A 16,803-nucleotide genomic window follows, 5' to 3' on the forward strand; every position below is an offset into this window, starting at 1 on the left:
CCTAGGCCAAGGGGTTTTCGGTTCCGTTCCCGAACGTCGTTAAGGATTTGCGACCGGGTGCAAGGGACCGCAGCAAGTCCTTAATCGGCGACCTTCTCGACGATGAAATGCCGCCCCTGACGATCCTCGACCTCCACGACCCAGAGGTCGGGATCGTAGTTCCGCTGACGCTCGATGTAGGCGTCGAGTTCGCCCTCCGTCCCGGTCGCGGGCTGGATCCAGAGACGCTCGCCGTCGGGGCCGAAGGCTTCGCTGTAGACCCGCGCCGTGCGGTCTGACGTGTTGTAGGCCTTCACGATCACGGTCCCGGCGCGCGCGTCTCCCTTGCGCACGACCGTCGCATTGGCCCCTTCGATCTGGGCGCGGCGGATCAGGGCGCCCACCCACAGGTCTGAGTTCAGAAGCAAATCGGTAACCTTGCCTGGAAACGGGACCGGAACGACACGGCGCTACGGTGGCCGCATGACCCTAGGCCTTTTCGCCCGCACCGCCAGAGTTGTCGCCGCCGCCGTCATGATCGCGGCGACGCCCATGGCCGCCTTCGCCGACGGGACGGGGACCTATTATGACCGGACCTTCGTCCTGGCCGCGCATCAGAAATGCAACCTGTTCCGCGCGCCGGTCGCCGGGGCCTTGTCAGCCGCCGCCTTGCAGTCGCGGGGCGCAGCCCTGCGCGCCGGGACGCCCGAGACGACGCTTCAGGCCACGGCCGCCCGGGCTCAGGCCCGCGCGCGCCAGATCTCCTGCGCCAATCCCGAGCTGGCGGTGGTGCGCGACCGGGTCTCCGACGCCTTCGCCGGCTGGCAGCGAATCCCGCGCATGGATTTCAACGGCGACCGTTCGAAATGGACCGCCGACCGTGTGCGCCGTGAGGCCGCGACCTGGCGTCTGGTCCAGACGTCGGTGACCGGAGCCTCGCCCGTGCGCTTCGGCCTGAGCGCCACTGCGCCGGGAACGGGCAATGTGTTCGGCGGCGAGATGCTGACCGCCGTCGTCTCCTTCGTCGGTCGCCCGCGTCCCTATGCGGCGCGGATCGTCATGCGCGACCCGGCCCTGGCCGCCCGTCCGTGGATGACCCCCTCCGGCCGCGCCGTCCTGCCGCCCGAGACCGGGCGCCAGACGGTCTGGTCGGCCGGAACCGCGCCCGCGCCGGCCAGCCTTCTGGCCACCGGCCGGACCCAGGGCGAGACCTGGACCTTCCCCACGACGGGCGGCGACCGCCTGTCGCGCCTCGACCCGCGCGAGCCCTTCCTGATCGAATTTCTGTTCCGCGACGGCAGCGTGGCGACGGCGACCTTCGAGGCGGGCGACTTCGCGGCCGGGCGGGCGTTCGTCGCCATGGGGACTGTCTGACAGGGCGTCAGCTCTACCGACGGCCCTGCGTCCCTTTCCTTTCGCTGGACTTGCGTCCGCCAACCACAATCGGTCAGTGATCTTATGCGCCGCGTCGGCGCAGATGCTGTGGGGCGATCGATTTGGCTGCCAACTATATCGTCGTGCGGCGGAGCCCTCATTGGCCGACCTTCGACCTGGCGGACAGCCGGCCATTCTGTGAAGCCAATGGCCTGCCGGCAGGCCTGATCGTCGATTTCGCTCGACGCTGGGACGCCGTCAGTCGGCTCGACTTTCTGTCCTTCCGGCAGGCGATGAAGACAATCGCCCATCAGACGCTTGTCGCGACGGGGGCGAAGATCATCGACGCCCGGGACTTGGACGCGCAAGCGCTTGCCGATGACGATGCGCTGATCCCCATCGATGACGACGACTGGCTGCATCCCGATGTCTTCGAACGGACGCGTGAAGCGCAAGCCGCCGCTTCGGATGCCGAGGGTTGCCTCTGGGGATCGATCTTCGTCGGAAAGCTGTTCGGCGACACACCGAAACAGGGTAGGCTGACACCGTTCGTCTATCGACGCGAACTCGACGACATCGCCTACACCAACAACTATATGGTAACGGGTCATGCGTGGAAGACCCGGGGCGCGGCGGTGGTGTTCGACCACGGCCATGCGGAAGACGCCCTGCGCGACGGGCGATTGCCTCTCGCTCGATCGGACACCTATTCAAGCGCGGCGAACAAGCATCTGTGCGCGACCACCTGCGTATTCTACAACACCCGCACGCCGGGCTTCGTCGAAAGTCTGCCTGAGGCCATCTCCCGGACCATCGAAGCGGCGCAGGCGGCGGAACTGACGCCTGAAACAGGCTGGACGGCGCCGATGATCGGACAACTGTCCGACGTCATGAGACAGTGTCTGCCCTAGGGGATGCGAATCCGGAGCTCGGCCATGGTCAGCCTCCTGCGTTGAAGGGGATCACCTCCGCGCCGCCCTCGGGCAGGACCGGCCGTGCCGCAACCGCCACCGGCATCCGCACCGTCACGGCCGTACCTTCACCCAGCGTCGAGTCCAGGCTCATCCTGCCGCCGTGCAGTTCGGCAAGGGCCCGCACCAGGGACAGGCCCAGACCCGTGCCCTGGACCTTCTGCTCAACCGCGCCCGCCTGTTCGAACGGGCGGCCCAGACGCTTCAGGTCGCGGGCGGCGATGCCAACGCCGGTGTCGGACACGACCAGTTCCAGATACGGGCCGATGACCTCCAGCGTCAGGGTCACCGATCCGCCTGCAGGCGTGAATTTGATGGCGTTGGACAACAGGTTCAGCGTGATCTGCTTCAGCGCCCGCTTGTCGGCGTCGACGCTCAGCGGCTGGTCCGGAACCAGACTGTTCAGGAAGACGCCCTTGTCGCTGGCCGCCACGCGGACGAGCGCGACGGCGGCGGACACCCCCTCGCGGGCGTCGAACACCTCGCGCGACAGCTCATAGCGTTCGGCCTCGATCTTGGACACGTCCAGCACGTCGTTGATCAGGTCCAGCAGGTGGCCGCCCGCCTGATGGATGCTGTCGGCGTAGTCGGCGTATTTCTGGGGCAGGGGGCCGAAGATGCGCTGGCGCATGATGTCGGAGAAGCCGAGCACGGCGTTCAGCGGCGTGCGCAGTTCGTGGCTCATATTGGCGAGGAAGCGAGTCTTGCCGCTGTCGCGGGCCTCGGCCTCGGCGCGGGCGGCTTCGAGGCCGATCTCGGTGGCGAACTGGCGAGTGGCGTCGAAGGCCTGAGCGATGACGCGCGGGGTCCCGTCTCCGTCGTCCATGCGGCGGACGATGAGATTGACGCGGCGGTCCAGCGCCACGCGAGGGGCGAACTGGACCTGCCCCTCATGGCCCGCCAGAGCCCGGTCGATGGCTGCGAGGATGGCGGGGCGATCCGGCGCATGGACGGCGGCGATCAGGCCGGACTGGAACAGGGCGTCCGGCTCCAGCGCCGGCGGGGGCGCGCCATAGGCGGCCAGCACCCGTCCCGAAGGCTCCATCACCAGGGTCAGGCCCGGCGTCGCGGCGAGGATCGTCTCGACACGATGGGCCATGGCCTCGGCTGCGACCAGCCTGTTCTCGCGCAGCCGCCAGGCCAGTCGGACGGCCAGCAAGGCCGCCCCGGTGGCCAGGACGACCGACACCGAGGCCGGGATGGGCTGGCTGGGCGGGGGGCCGATCAACAGGGCCGAGACCTGTCCGCCCAGGGCGGCAATGCCCGATCCGACCGCGCCGGCCTGGGCCAGACGCACGCCGTGGCGGGGCCCGCCCAACGCCAGGGCGGCGACGAAGGGCATGACGACGGCGCCGACCAGAGGCCCCGCCAGCCCGCCTGACAGCATGGCCGCCGCCAGCGCGGCCAGGGTCCAGCCGACCAGCAGCAACGACCGCTCGCCTGTCCCGTCGCGCCGTAGCAGGACCAGACCGGCCGCTCCGGGCAGGACCATGGCCGCCACGCCGAAGATCGAGGAGGCGCTGAGGCCGCCCAAGGTCGCCCCTGCGATCGCCGACAGGGCGGTCGCCACGGCCCAGGCGGCGTGCCACGCCGTGAGGGCGGACAGACCTTCGGCCATCGTCGCGCGCGAGGGCGGCGGTGAGGCGTCCGGGGCAGGATCGACGTCAGGGTTCAAACAGGTGTCCGCGGCCAGGGCGACGGGTCCGGGAAGGTGACGCGCCGACCGGCGAGACTAGCCTCGCGCATGAGTCGTCTAAAGCCCGCTCCCGCGTGAGGCGACTCCCGGCCGTGGAGCGGCGGCGTGCGTCTGGGGATGGTCGGAGCGGTTGTCGTTAACCGGCGCGCGGCCTATCTGGCGGGCCATGAGCGACCCGGCCGACACCATCGACGCCACCCTGGACGAACTGGCCGACGATTTCGACGTGCTGGAGGACTGGGAACAGCGGATCGCCTACGTCATCGACCTAGGCAAGGACCTGGCGCCCCTGCCGGACGCCGATCGGATCGAGGCGAACAAGGTGCCCGGCTGTGCGGCCCAGGTCTGGCTGGCCTCGGACCGCGACGGGGATCGGCTGACGTTCCGAGCCGACAGCGACAGCGCCATCTCCAAGGGCAATGTGGCCTTGTTGCTGAAACTCTACTCGGGTCGCCCGGCGGCGCAAATCCTCGCCTTCGACGCCCGCGCTGCCCTGGATCGCCTCGGTCTGCCCCAGGCCCTGACGCGTCAGCGGGCCAACGGTCTGAACGCCATGGTGGGCCGGATCCGGCAGGAGGCGATGGCGGCGGGTTGAGGGTCACGAAGACCCGGTTTCGGGCGTCTCGAGTGGCTTTTCCGACGGTTCCGCATCAGCCGATCCCATAGTGGGCCGCCAGCATCCGTAACCCTGCCTTGAGGACAGTCTTGCCTTCGCGTCGCGCCGCGCCGGTGTGGCGCTCGGCAAGCTGAAGACTGGTCTCGCGCAGACAGACCTGTTCCAGCAGGGGGCGGTGACGCGGGTCGACGGCGGCCAGGGCGCGGGCGACGCGCCGGCCGGCCGCGAGGCTGCGGTCGCCGGGCTCCATTCGGGCCGATGAGCCGCCGCCGGTGCGGGGAAGGGCGTCCCAGCGCATCGTCAGCGAAGGACCGGCGCGGGCGATTTCCGCATCCGACCGCAGACGTTCGCCCGCCGCGAGTTCGGCGGGGCTCAGAAATGGACGGCCCTCGGCGTCCTTGCGACGCGCGAGCCAGGCCAGGGGGCTCTCGCCGAGATTGGCGCGGCGCAGGGTCACGAGGCCGTCGGCGTCCATGACGGCGCGTTCGCCCTCGATGCGACCGGGCGCGCCGGGCGTCGGAGACGGGGCCTCAGCGACGCGGGGCCGCTCGATCCAGCCGCCGCCCGGGCGAGCCTTCAAACCGGGATCGGCGACCAGGGCCAGAAACTCCGCCTCGCTGAGCCTCATCGTCGTCCGCGTGCGCCGGTCGCCGCCGACGCGCAAGGGATAGGTCCCGTCCGCCGCCGCGACATCGATCCATCCAGCCCGCGCGAGCAGGCCCCGCGCGCGCGCCACGGGCCCGCTCATGCGACCTCCGGCAGGTCGGTTGCGGGCGGCGTCTCGCACAGGGTGCGTATGGTGGCGGTCAGTTCATCCAGCAAGGCGTCCAGATGCGGTTCATCGCGCGCCTCCTCGATGCGGGCGCAGGCGGTCGCGATGGTCTGGCGATTGAAGCCGAAGGCGTGGCCGACCCGCTCCAGCGACCATCCCAGGGCGACGTAGCCGAGGTAGAGAGAGACGCGCCGCACGCGCACCGCCGGCTTCGACAGTCGGCCCTTGTGCTTGAGGGTCTCCATCGGCGTGCCGAGCCGCATGGCGGTGACCTGCATGACCAGATCGGCCCGGTCTCGATCCTCGGACGGCACGATGATGCGGTAGGGTGTCTTCAAGGCGTTCCTCCCATGCCAAGACGCGGACCCGCCAGGATAGGTCGGCAGGAAGGCATGCTAGGAATATGGTCCTGCTAGACGTCAGAATCGGTCATATCCCCAGTTGTGGCGGGGCCGTGCGGTTTCTAACCAGGGCGAGTCCGGCGGGATTGCATGAAACCCGTCGAAAAATTCGAATCGTTGACTCGCGCGCACTCGACGCGATTCGCAAATCACCCCAGATTCGCCTTCATGGGGTGGCGTTAATACTTCTTAAGGGTTCGGGAGGTTAACTCCGGAACAAGGTTACCCGGTCGTTTGCGGCGGGTCATATGGTCTAGCTTTTGCCTGGAGGGGCATGAATGCGCGTTCTGCTTATCGAAGACGATCACGCGACGGCGCAGAGCATCGAGCTGATGCTGAAGTCGGAAGGCTTCAACGTCTACACGACCGACCTGGGTGAAGAGGGCATCGATCTGGGCAAGATCTATGACTACGACCTCATTCTTCTGGACCTGAACCTGCCGGACATGAGCGGCCTGGAAGTCCTGCGCCAGCTGCGCGTCGGCAAGGTCAACACGCCGGTCATGATCCTGTCGGGCTCGACCGAGATCGAGACCAAGGTCAAGACCTTCGGCGGCGGCGCCGACGACTACATGACCAAGCCCTTCCACAAGGACGAACTGATCGCGCGCACCCACGCCGTGGTCCGTCGCTCCAAGGGTCACGCCCAGGCCATCATCCACACCGGCGAGATCGCGGTGAACCTGGACGGCAAGACGGTCGAGGTGAACGGTCACCGCGTCCACCTGACGGGGAAGGAATACCAGATGCTGGAGCTGCTCTCGCTCCGCAAGGGCACGACCCTGACCAAGGAAATGTTCCTGAACCATTTGTACGGCGGCATGGACGAGCCCGAGCTGAAGATCATCGACGTCTTCATCTGCAAGCTGCGCAAGAAGCTGGCCACGGCCGCCGGCGGCAAACACTACATCGAAACCGTCTGGGGCCGCGGCTACGTCCTGCGCGACCCGTCGGAAGGCGCGCAGACCGTCGCCGCCGCCTAAGCCTTCAGGGAAGAAACGACCAGAAGATCAACGCCCGCCGGGACAACCCGGCGGGCGTTTTCGTTGGCGCGCAGGATGGTCAGAAGCGGACGCGCGGAAGGTCAGCCATGGGTGGAAAGCGGACGTTGATCGCGTATCAATGACGAGAACCCCGAGGCTGAGACCATATGATGCGGCACCTCATTCAGCAGCCAAAGAGTGTAGCTGCCGACAGTATTTGGACGGCAGTCATGATCTGGAAGCTTGCCGCCATCCCGATGGTCCTTCTCGCGGTGGCATCCACCTTCTACGCGACGAACAAGCTTGAGCCCTTCATGCTGTTCGGCGGCTTCTACATCGCCAGCGGCTTTTTGGGTGCGGCGTGTTGCTGGCTTAAATCCGTTCCCGGTTGGCTGATCTACTGGTTTAGGACCCGGAGCCAATGATCGCGACGGAAGGTCCGCATTGGGTCGTAAGCGGACCTTTGCTCCAGATCCAAAGCAGAAACGCCTGCCGGGGAGGGCCGGCGGGCGTTTGGTCATCGGACGGTGTGAGGGGATCACGCCGCCAGAAGACATCCGTTCAGGTGCTGGGTCATGACCACGCTGCGCAGCAGTGAGATGGCGTAGTCGCAGTCGGCTTCACAGCTCGAGATGGCCAGGTCGATCTGGAGCTTGAGGCTGGGAAGGACCGTGGGGGAGGCCAGGGACCAGGCTTCGAACGAGCGGAACGGCACCGGGCGGCGGGCGACGATCTGGACGTTCTCGTGCCGGGGGTCGCCCTCGATCCGGGCCAGGGCTTCGTCGATGGCCTCGCCGTCGCCTTCCAGCACCTGGAAATAGCGCGCGCCCGAGACGGCGATGGCTCCGGTCAGGCCCGCCTCGCGGTTGCGCCGCTGCGCCCCGCCGAGAATGGCCAGCAGACCGCTCAGGGCTTCGTTCGCCGTTGCGGCCTCACTGCGGAAGGCCAGTTGTTGAAGGTCCTGGGTCATGCCGGCTCCATGCGAAAATCGCACGAGCAGCGATGCGCCGGCATGCTTGGCGACACCTTAATGAGGCCGTCCGACACGCGGGTGTTGAGACAAAAGTTATAGGGTTCGCGCCACGCGCGCACAGGCGGCCGGGTGTGCCGTCGCTCGCCAGTCACCGATATGGCGACGAAAAATCCGAGATCAAGAATTGCCAGCGGGCGACTTGTGCGCAGACTGCGGGGCCTTCGAACGGCACGGGAGGCGGCGATGAATACCGATCCGACATACGGCACGGTGGCGGCCGGGGGCGTGCCCCACACCCTCTATCACGGCACCCGCGCGGACCTGGGCGTCGGCGACCTGCTGCAGCCGGGATTTCAGTCGAACTACGGCGAGGGGCTGAAACTGTCGTGGATCTATTTCTCCGGCACGCTGGAGGCGGCGACCTGGGGCGCGGAACTGGCGCGCGGCGAGGGGTGTCAGCGCATCTTCATCGTCGAGCCGACCGGTGAGATCGAGGACGATCCCAACCTGACCAACGCCAAATTTCCCGGCAATCCGACCCTGTCCTATCGCTCGCGCGCGCCGCTGCGGATCGTCGGCGAGGTGACCGAATGGCAAGGGCATCCGCCGGAGCAGGTGCAGGCGATGAAGGACAATGTCGCCCGGCTGCTGGCCGAGGGCGCGCCGATCTACGACTAGACGCCCTCGCGGATGGCGTCGGAAACGGCCTGGAACATCGGGTTGGCGCGAGCCTGGGCGTTGAACAGCAGCGGGCTGTCCTTGCCGTCGTCGCGGGCGTCGCGCCTCAGCCAGCTGTCGGTGTCGCGCATCCCCCAGACGGTGAAGGCGAACCGTTGGGCGGGCGGCAGGTCCATGAAGGCTTCGGTCAGTTCGGCGACGCGGGCGGTCTGCTGTTCGATCTTCTGGCGCTGGGAGCGGGTGTCGATCCGGCCCTCTGAGCGCAGGGAGGCGTCGAGCTCCGAGACATGGATCGGCAGGCCGAACTGAGCGGCCTCGCGGAAGAAGGCGGCGGTCTGGCCGGCGGGGATTTCGATGTCGAGGTGGGACTGGGTGCCGATGCCCCCGATGGGAACGCCCGCCTTCAGCATCCGCTCGACGAGCCGGAGGAAGGTCGCCCCCTTGGTCGGCAGGTTCTCGAGATTGTAGTCGTTGAGGAACAGGACCGCGTCCGGATCGGCCAGCTTCGCCTGTTCGAAAGCGCGAGCGATATAGCCGTCCTGGCCGAGGGCTTCCGACCACAGACAGGTGCGCAGGCCGGCGCCATTCTCGGCCACCGCCTCGTTGACGACGTCCCAGCCGGTGGCGCGGCCACGGTATCTCTGGGCGACGGTCTGGATGTAGCGGTCGTATTCGGTCCGGAACCGCTCGCCGCTGAGGGAGCGGAAATAGGCGCTGTCCTGCGAGTACCAGATCAGGGTCGTGCCAAAGAGACGCAGGCCGTGGGTGGTGCAGAAGTCGGCGATCCGGTCGGGCGCGTCCCAGCGGTACTCGCCGGTCTCCGACAGGATGTACTCCATCTTCATCTCCCACTCGGGCGTCAGCTGGGAGCAGTGGGTCAGGCACAGATCGACCCAGGCCGGGTCCTGGAACTGGCCGGTCATGGCGCAGGTCCCGATGGGGAAGGGGGCGATCGACTTCAGCGGGGTCGCCGCGATGGCCGGGGCGGCGGCGGTGTTTCCGCAGGCCGCGAGCGCGAGCGACGAGGCGAGGACGGTGCGGCGATCGATCATGCCGCGCGCCGGATCAGGCGCTGCGACGACGCAGACCCATCTCGTCGAACGCCGCCGTCTCGCGCTTGCCGGCGGCGATCAGGGCGTTCAGGCGGGTGGTTTCGGCGACGTGTTCGAACTTCTTCAGCTCGGAATAGGCGTCGGTCAGGGCGTCGCGGGCGCCGGTTTCCTCGGCGTCGAGGACGGTCAGGTCGCTTTCGGCCGCGCCCTTGCGAGCCTTCCAGCCGTTCATATAGGCCTGAAGCAGAAGCCCGGCCTCGGCGTCGGCGCGGGCGCGCTCGCGCTCGACCTCGACCTCGGCGTCCAGAACCGCCAGACGCATTTCGGCCGAAGCCCTGCGCGACGAAATCTCAGCCAGGCGCTTCTGCAGCGTCTCGACCTCGTAGTTGGAGATGCGGATCAGCGAATGGGCCCAGGCGGTCATGCGGCTATACTCCAACGGGTAGGGGTCACTGAGCGACCATGCCCTGGTTCAGAATTGCCTCCAGGCGGGTAAAGGAATCGGAAAGACGCGTGGCGTCGTCCTTGTCCTGGCCCAGGAAGGCTTCCAGTTGCGGGTTCAGGGCGATCGCCCGGTCGGTGATTGGATCGGCGCCCGCGCGATAGGCGCCGATCTTGATCAGCTCTTCCATTGAGGCGTAGGCGGAGAGGCACTGGCGGGCGCGCTTGTTCAGCTCGCGCTCGGGCGGGGTCTGGCAGCCCGGCATGGTCCGGCTGACGGATTTCAGGACGTCGATGGCGGGGAAGCGGCCGCGCTCGGCGATCTTGCGGTCCATGACGATGTGGCCGTCCAGAATACCGCGTACGGCGTCGGCGATGGGCTCGTCATGGTCGCCGCCGTCCACCAGCACGGTGAACAGGGCGGTGATGGGCCCGGCCGTCGTGCCGTCGGCCCGCACCGGGCCGGGCCCGGCGCGCTCCAGAAGCTTCGGCAGCTCGGTGAAGACGGTGGGGGTGTATCCCTTGGTCGTCGGGGGTTCGCCGGCGGCCAGGCCGATCTCGCGCTGGGCCATGGCGAAGCGGGTGACCGAGTCCATCAGGCACAGGACTTCCAGGTCCTGGTCGCGGAAATATTCGGCGATGGCCAGGGTCATGTAGGCGGACTGACGCCGCTTCAGGGCCGGCTCGTCGGAGGTGGCGACCACGACGACGGCCCGGCGCAGGCCTTCTTCGCCCAGGGTTTCCTCGATGAACTCGCGGACCTCCCGGCCCCGTTCGCCGATCAGGCCGACCACGACGACGTCGCAGGTCGCCTGTTTGGCCAGCATGGACAGCAGCACCGACTTGCCGACGCCCGAGCCGGCGAAGATGCCCAGACGCTGGCCCCGGCAGGTGGTGGTGAAGACGTCCATCGAGCGGACGCCGAGATCCAGCCGTTCTCCGACGCGGCCGCGCGAATGGGCGGGGGGCGGCGAGGCGCGCAGCGTATAGGGGGCAGGCCCCTGCGGCAGGGGACCTTTGCCGTCGATGGGATTGCCGAAGGCGTCGATGATCCGGCCGAGCCAGGCGGTCGTCGGGCGTACGCTGGCCTGTTCGCCGATGATGTGGATGTCGGCGCCGGGGGCCACGCCTTCGACCGGGCCGAAGGGCATCAGCAGCGCCTTGGAATCCCGGAAGCCGACGACCTCGGCGGGCAGGGGAATCTGCCCTCGACGACCGATCTCGGCCCGGGCGCCGACGGCGAGGCGTGACAGGCCGCCACGGGCCTCGATCAGCAGGCCGCTGACGCCCGCCACCTTGCCGGTGACGACCAACGGATCGATCGCTTCGACGGCGGCGACGAGGTTGCGCAAACGAGGGACCTGAGGGCGGAAACGGAGACGTTAACCTCTGGTCCAACGTGGTTAACGCGGGATGAAGCCGGGCCTAGTTGGCTGTGGGAACCGGGGCGGCCTCTTCCTTGCCGGTCGTCAGGATGGCGCCGACCGAGGCGGCGACGATGCAGCCGATGGCCAGCCACTGCTGGCCGGTCAGCAGCTCGTGCAGGAAGAGCATCCCGGCCACGGCGCCGATGGCGGGCTCGCCGCTGAGGAGGACGCCGAAGGTGCGCTTGGGCATGCCGCGCATGGCGACCATGTCCAGCGAATAGGGCAGGGCGCTGGAACAGATAGCCACGACCACGGCCAGGATAAGGACGGACGGGGCGAACAGGCCGGCTCCGGCGGCCCCGACGCCGAAGGGCAGGATGACAAGGGCCGCCACGCTCATCCCCATGGCGACCGAAGGCCCTGACGGGATGTGCGACAGCCGCTTGCCGAACACGATGTAAAGGGCCCAGCAGACCGCCGCGACCAAGGCGAAGCCGACGCCGACGGGATCCAGAGATCCGGCGCCGCCGCTCAGCGGCAAGAGCAGCAACAGACCCACGGCCGCGCATCCGATCCAGACGAAATGGATCAACCGCCGCGCATGGATCAGGGCCAGGGTCAGGGGCCCGGTGAACTCGATGGCCAGGGCCAGACCCAGCGGAACGGTCCGCAGCGACATGTAGAAGCTCAGGTTCATCAGCCCGAGCACCAGACCAAAGGCGAGCACCCGCTTGATGTCTTCACGCCCCAGCCGCAGCCGCCAGGGCCGGAAGACGGCCAGAAGCATCAGGGCGGCGAGACCCACCCGAAGGGCGGCGGTCCCTTCGGCGCCGACCATGGGAAACATCTGCTTGGCGAACGAGGTGCCGAAGGCGAGCGACAGCATGGCGCCAAGAAGCGCCGCATAGGGCGCGGCGGACGCGAGGCGCGGGGAGTTTAGGGTTTGGCGGAGGGCGATCATCGACATGCCGCAACGATAGACGGAACGCGATTGCGCTTCCCGGCGATTTCAGGCTCCAGTGCACCTGAAATCGTCTTTCAAGGCTTCGATATGACGGAATTCGCCACCCTTGATGCCTTCGACCATAAGCTTCTCGACCGCGTCCGCCGCAACAACCTCGAACCTGCGCGGGTCACGGCCGAGGCGGTCGGCCTGTCGGAGTCCGCCGTGCTGCGCCGGCTCCGTCGTCTGCGCGCCGAAAGGGTCATCGTCGCCGATGTCGCCGTGGTCGATCCGGCCAGGGTGGAGCCGCGCATCGTCCTGCATGTGCTGGTCGAAATGAACACTCAGGACCGAAAGGTCATGACGGCGTTTCAAGCCGCTATGTGCGCCAGCCCCGAGGTGCAGGGCTGCTGGGATGTCACCGGAGAGACCGACTATCTGCTGACCGTCGCGGTGCGCTCGATGGCGGAATACGAGACTTTTGGCATCCGCGAACTGGTCCCTGAGCGCGGCGTGCGCGCCTTCAAGAGCATGATCGTGATCCGCGAGGTCGTGGGCGTCGATCCCGCGCGGGCGATGATCCGTCTTTAGGCCTCGATCATGTCGTGGACCTTTGCGGCCAGGTCGCCCATGACGAAGGGCTTGGTCAGCACCTCCATGCCAGGGGCGAGAAGGCCATTGCCGACCGCCGCGTTCTCCGCGTAGCCGGTGATGAACAGCACCTTCAGGTCTGGCCGGGACAGGCGCGCCGCGTCCGCCACCTGGCGCCCGTTCATTCCGCCCGGCAGGCCCACGTCCGAGATCAACAGGTCGATGCGCCGATCCGTACGCAGGATTTCAAGCCCCGACGGCCCGTCCGGCGCCTCGATCACCGTGTAGCCGGCGTCGCCCAGAACCTCGGCGACCAGCATCCGCACGGTCTCCTCGTCGTCGATGATCAGGACGGTCTCTCCGTGTCCACCCTCGGCGACCGGGGTCATCCCGGCCATCTCGTCGCCATCGACGTCGCCCTGATAGCGGGGCAGGTACAGGCACATGGTCGTGCCCTTGCCCATCTCCGAATAGATCCGCACCTGACCGCCTGATTGCCGCACGAAGCCATGGATCATCGACAGGCCCAGCCCCGTCCCCTGGCCCAGCGGCTTGGTGGTGAAGAAGGGGTCGAAGGCCTGGGCCTGGACCTCGGGCGGCATGCCCGTGCCCGTGTCGGTGACGCAGAGCGAGACATACTGACCCGGCGGCAGGTCGCGGGCCTTGGCCGCGCGGTCGTCCAGCCATTTGTTGCAGGTCTCGATCGTCAACCGTCCGCCGCCGGGGGCCATGGCGTCGCGGGCGTTGATACAGAGGTTGAGGAGGGCGTTCTCCAGCTGTGACTGGTCGATGCGGGTCGCCCACAGGCCGCCCGCGCCGACGACCTCCAGTTCGATGTCCGGCCCGATGCTGCGCCGGATCAAGTCGTCCATGCCGGTGATCAGGCGGTTGACGTCGGTTGGCTTGGGATCCAGCGTCTGGCGGCGCGAGAAGGCCAGCAGCCGCTGTGTCAGAGAGGCGGCGCGCTGGGCGGACCCTTGCGCGGCGTCGATGTAACGCTCCATGCCGTTGAGGCGGCCTTCCGAGAGGCGCTTGCCGAGCAGTTCGAGCGAACCGGAGATGCCGGCCAGCAGGTTGTTGAAGTCGTGTGCAATGCCCCCGGTCAGCTGCCCCACCGCCTCCATCTTCTGCGACTGTCGCAGGGCCTCGTGGGCGCGGGTCAGCTCTTCGGTCCGCTCCGCCACCCGATCCTCCAGGGTGGCGTTCAGGGTGTGCAGTTCGATCTCGGCCCGCTTCTTCTCCGTCAGATCCTTGAACAGGACGGCGACCTGTTTGTCCGACACCGCCCCTACGCGGAAGGCGGCGAGTTCCAACCAGCGCCCGGTCTGCTCCAGCTCCTTTTCAAAGCGGATCGATTGCCCTGTTTCGAGAACGCCCTTGTAGAGTGACAGCCAGCTGTCGGCCTCATCGCCGACGATCTCGCGCAGGCGCTTGCCGACGATGTCGGGAATGCCGGTATTGGCGCTATAGGCGGGGTTGGCCTCGACGTGGATGTAGTCGCTCAGCGGACCGTCCGGACCGTCGATGAACTCGATGACGCAGAAGCCCTCGTCGATGCTCTCGAACAGGGTGCGATAGCGCTTTTCGCTTTCGAGCCGTTCGGCCTCGGCATGAACGCGTTCGATATGGGCCCAGGACCGGGTCACCACCTCACGGATGATCGCCAGCTCCTCATCGGTCCAGACATGCGGCGCGCTGTGATGAACGGCCATCAGTCCGACCAGCCTCCGCTCCTTGACCAGGGGCATGCAGACCGTGGCCGCGATGCCGATGCTCTGGAAGGTCGCCGCCTCCTCCGGCGCAAGTTCTTTGAGATTGTCGGCGACGATCAGCGGGCGGCCTGCGCCCAGCTCCTCGACGGCCAATCGACCGAAGTCGGCCAGCTGGTACCGGCCGACGATGCTGGTCGCCCCCGGCGCCGTCCAATCCCCCCGGATGGTGAAGCCGTCTTCATCGGGGTCCATGTCGGCATAGGCCACCACGGACGCGCCCAGATGCTCTCCGGTCAGACGCGTGATGATGGCCAGGATTTCCTCGGCGTCGATCGTCACCTGGGCGGCGGTCGTGAGTTCGTCGAGGAAGCGCAGTCGCCGCTCGCTGGCTTCGAGCGAAGCGGTGACCCGCGCTCTCTCGCTGGCGGTCCGAACGCGCTCGGCGACCTCCCGCACAAGAGCCACGTCCTCGTCAGACCATTCGCGCGGCGTGGCGTTGTTGACGAACAACAGGGCGACGACCTTGCCCTGCTCGATCAGCGGCATGTTGATGAGTGAGGTCGCGCGAATATCGGCCAGGGCGGCGCCGCCGTCCGCGACCCTCGGATCGTTGGCGGCGTCGGCGAAGATGACCGTCTCGCCTCTTGCGAGGTCCTCGATGTAGTTTCCGAAGTCCCGGAAGTGGATAACGCCCGCGATGCTCTGGACGCCTGGGGCGTTGTAATCGCGTGCGATGGTGACGGTCTCCGCCTCGGTGTCCATCACGCCGTAACCGACGCGACTGACGCCGAGGGTCTCCGCCAGGATGCGCGATGACGCATGGGCGATCTCGGCCGGATCGGTCAGATCACGGATCGCGTCATTGAGGTCGATCAGCGCCTTCTGGCGGGCCTCCGTCAGCTTGCGCTCGGTGATGTCGGTGAACAGGATGGCGACGCGATGCTGTTCGGGGTCGCCGATGCGCAAGGCTTCGACATCATACCATCGGCCGAAGATGTCGGCCGGGTTCTGGAATCGGGCGGTCTCGCCGGTCAGGGCGACGTGGCCATAAAGTTCGAACCAGTGCCGCTCCAGCCCCGGCGCGATCTCCGACACCCATTTTCCGTTGGCGTCGCGAAGGCCGGTCATGTCCTCGAACGCAGGATTGCCCTCGACGATTCTGTAGTCGACCGGCCGCATGTCGGCGTCGAACTTCATCTGTATGATGCAGAAGCCGGTGCCTGTGGCGTTGAAGAGAGCCTCGTAACGCGTCTCGGTTTCGGCCAGGGCGGCGTCGGTCTCCCGGCGATCCGTGATGTCGAACGTTACGCCCGGGAACCGTCGCGCCCCGTCGGCGTCGGTCACGATGCGTCCTTCGGCGGCGACCCAGCGAACCCTCCCGTCCGACTGGATCAGCCGATATTCCGACCGGAAAGGCGTCAGGGTGCGAACCGTCGTCTGAACCTCCTCGGCGACGCGGTCGGCGTCTTGAGGGTGAATGGACCGGAAGAAGTCCGCGATCGGCGCTCCAACCCTCGCCATGGCCGGATCGACGCCGTACATCTCAGCGAACCGGGCATCAGCGACGACGCGATCGGCGGCGATGTCCCAATCCCAGGTGCCGACGCCGCGGCCGGCGGACAAGGCCAGCTCAAGCCGTTCATTGGTGTCGGACCTCTGACGGTCGGCTTCCACGCGCGCGGTGGTCTCGATGACAGTGGCGATCACCCCACCGGGCCGGCCGCTCTCGTCGGGCACTGGCCAGTAGTCGAGATCCATCCAGACCTGCTCTGGCTCGCCGCTGCGGTTCAGTGTCAGTTCCTGGTCCTTGTAGGCCAGCGTGCCGCCCGCCAGACCGACCTTCATGACGTGGTCGTTGAACGCGGCGACCTCCGGCCAGCCGTCGAGAACATTGGAGCCCAACAGCTGCGGGTGACGACCGCCAGCGAAGATCGAATAGGCGTCGTTGTAGATCATCACCCCATGCTCTCCCCACAGAAGGACAATGGGCACCGGCGAGGCGATCAGAAGCGACACCGTCGTCCGCAGGGACTGGGGCCAGGCCTCGATGGCGCCGAGAGGCGTAGAGGCCCAGTCGTGGGACTGAACCCGCTTCGCCATCTCCCCATGGCCGCCAGGAAAGGACTGAGTGATGGCGGCTTTTGCAGACAACGATCGTCCCCCGTAGGCGTCCGTTGGGTCGCCGCGAACTCTCGTGAACGCGGTAAAGCTTGAATGGGTCCACGCCAGACGCTTGCCTGTGGGAGCGGCGGCC

Annotated in this window: 17 protein-coding genes; 7 read left to right on the top strand and 10 right to left on the bottom strand. The window is 67.4% G+C overall.

All coding sequences use genetic code 11. The features are described from left to right. Positions 1-80: 80 nt before the first annotated feature. Positions 81-407: a DUF1491 family protein gene (locus O5O43_RS02200; protein WP_271085297.1), complete on the bottom strand. Its 327-nt coding sequence runs from the start codon at positions 405-407 to the stop codon at positions 81-83. A 55-nt stretch (positions 408-462) separates the two neighbouring features. Between O5O43_RS02200 and O5O43_RS02205 the strand changes: the two genes are divergently transcribed. Together O5O43_RS02205 and O5O43_RS02210 are read left to right on the top strand one after the other, a co-directional pair. Beyond that, positions 463-1,353: a hypothetical protein gene (locus tag O5O43_RS02205; RefSeq protein ID WP_271085298.1), complete on the top strand. Its 891-nt coding sequence runs from the start codon at positions 463-465 to the stop codon at positions 1,351-1,353. 122 nt (positions 1,354-1,475) lie between these two features. Beyond that, a complete protein-coding gene (locus tag O5O43_RS02210; RefSeq protein WP_271085299.1) occupies positions 1,476-2,264 on the top strand; it encodes a hypothetical protein in 789 nt (262 codons plus the stop codon). A 28-nt stretch (positions 2,265-2,292) separates the two neighbouring features. Here the strand turns inward: O5O43_RS02210 and O5O43_RS02215 are convergent, their stop codons facing one another. Next, positions 2,293-3,942 carry a HAMP domain-containing sensor histidine kinase gene (locus tag O5O43_RS02215; protein ID WP_271085300.1) on the bottom strand — a complete coding sequence of 550 codons (1,650 nt, stop codon included), beginning with the start codon at positions 3,940-3,942 and terminating at the stop codon, positions 2,293-2,295. Positions 3,943-4,186: 244 nt separating this feature from the next. Here O5O43_RS02215 and O5O43_RS02220 point away from each other — a divergent pair, with 244 nt between their 5' ends. Further along, positions 4,187-4,615: a SufE family protein gene (locus tag O5O43_RS02220; protein WP_271085301.1), complete on the top strand. Its 429-nt coding sequence runs from the start codon at positions 4,187-4,189 to the stop codon at positions 4,613-4,615. A 55-nt stretch (positions 4,616-4,670) separates the two neighbouring features. Here the strand turns inward: O5O43_RS02220 and O5O43_RS02225 are convergent, their stop codons facing one another. Both O5O43_RS02225 and O5O43_RS02230 read right to left on the bottom strand, forming a co-directional pair. Continuing rightward, positions 4,671-5,384: a DUF6456 domain-containing protein gene (locus O5O43_RS02225; RefSeq protein ID WP_271085302.1), complete on the bottom strand. Its 714-nt coding sequence runs from the start codon at positions 5,382-5,384 to the stop codon at positions 4,671-4,673. Beyond that, positions 5,381-5,746, bottom strand: a complete 366-nt coding sequence (locus O5O43_RS02230) for a chromosomal replication initiator DnaA (RefSeq protein WP_271085303.1) — start codon at positions 5,744-5,746, stop codon at positions 5,381-5,383. The genes O5O43_RS02225 and O5O43_RS02230 overlap by 4 nt, the downstream gene beginning before the upstream one ends. A gap of 341 nt (positions 5,747-6,087) precedes the next feature. Between O5O43_RS02230 and O5O43_RS02235 the strand changes: the two genes are divergently transcribed. Then, on the top strand, positions 6,088-6,792 hold the full coding sequence (locus O5O43_RS02235; protein ID WP_271085304.1) for a response regulator transcription factor CtrA: 705 nt from the start codon (positions 6,088-6,090) through the stop codon (positions 6,790-6,792). Positions 6,793-7,022: 230 nt separating this feature from the next. Beyond that, positions 7,023-7,217 carry a hypothetical protein gene (locus O5O43_RS02240; RefSeq protein WP_271085305.1) on the top strand — a complete coding sequence of 65 codons (195 nt, stop codon included), beginning with the start codon at positions 7,023-7,025 and terminating at the stop codon, positions 7,215-7,217. A gap of 113 nt (positions 7,218-7,330) precedes the next feature. Here the strand turns inward: O5O43_RS02240 and O5O43_RS02245 are convergent, their stop codons facing one another. Further along, positions 7,331-7,762, bottom strand: coding sequence for a BLUF domain-containing protein (locus O5O43_RS02245; protein WP_271085306.1), 432 nt, complete (start codon positions 7,760-7,762; stop codon positions 7,331-7,333). A gap of 246 nt (positions 7,763-8,008) precedes the next feature. Between O5O43_RS02245 and arr the strand changes: the two genes are divergently transcribed. Further along, a complete protein-coding gene (arr, locus tag O5O43_RS02250; RefSeq protein ID WP_271085307.1) occupies positions 8,009-8,443 on the top strand; it encodes an NAD(+)--rifampin ADP-ribosyltransferase in 435 nt (144 codons plus the stop codon). On the opposite strand, the gene O5O43_RS02255 is transcribed toward arr, so the two are convergent. The 4 genes from O5O43_RS02255 to O5O43_RS02270 all read right to left on the bottom strand — a co-directional run bounded on the left by O5O43_RS02255 (position 8,440) and on the right by O5O43_RS02270 (position 12,270). After that, the gene (locus O5O43_RS02255) at positions 8,440-9,495 is read right to left on the bottom strand and encodes an endo-1,4-beta-xylanase (RefSeq protein ID WP_271085308.1); all 1,056 of its coding nucleotides are present in this window, start codon (positions 9,493-9,495) and stop codon (positions 8,440-8,442) included. The genes arr and O5O43_RS02255 overlap by 4 nt on opposite strands. A 13-nt stretch (positions 9,496-9,508) precedes the next feature. Then, complete coding sequence (locus O5O43_RS02260; RefSeq protein WP_271085309.1) at positions 9,509-9,919, bottom strand: flagellar FliJ family protein; 411 nt, start codon at positions 9,917-9,919, stop codon at positions 9,509-9,511. A gap of 25 nt (positions 9,920-9,944) precedes the next feature. Then, positions 9,945-11,288 (bottom strand): flagellar protein export ATPase FliI, encoded by a 1,344-nt coding sequence (fliI, locus tag O5O43_RS02265; protein WP_271085310.1) that lies wholly within the window; start codon positions 11,286-11,288, stop codon positions 9,945-9,947. 73 nt (positions 11,289-11,361) lie between these two features. After that, positions 11,362-12,270, bottom strand: coding sequence for a DMT family transporter (locus O5O43_RS02270; protein ID WP_271085311.1), 909 nt, complete (start codon positions 12,268-12,270; stop codon positions 11,362-11,364). Between O5O43_RS02270 and O5O43_RS02275 the strand changes: the two genes are divergently transcribed. Next, positions 12,247-12,837: an Lrp/AsnC ligand binding domain-containing protein gene (locus O5O43_RS02275; RefSeq protein ID WP_271085312.1), complete on the top strand. Its 591-nt coding sequence runs from the start codon at positions 12,247-12,249 to the stop codon at positions 12,835-12,837. The two genes, O5O43_RS02270 and O5O43_RS02275, sit on opposite strands and share 24 nt — an antisense overlap. Here the strand turns inward: O5O43_RS02275 and O5O43_RS15960 are convergent. Then, positions 12,834-16,649 (bottom strand): GAF domain-containing protein, encoded by a 3,816-nt coding sequence (locus O5O43_RS15960; RefSeq protein WP_348637149.1) that lies wholly within the window; start codon positions 16,647-16,649, stop codon positions 12,834-12,836. The two genes, O5O43_RS02275 and O5O43_RS15960, sit on opposite strands and share 4 nt — an antisense overlap. Between the last annotated feature and the right edge of the window lie 154 nt (positions 16,650-16,803).

The organism is Brevundimonas sp. NIBR11 (assembly GCF_027912535.1).
Taxonomy (GTDB): Bacteria; Pseudomonadota; Alphaproteobacteria; order Caulobacterales; family Caulobacteraceae; genus Brevundimonas.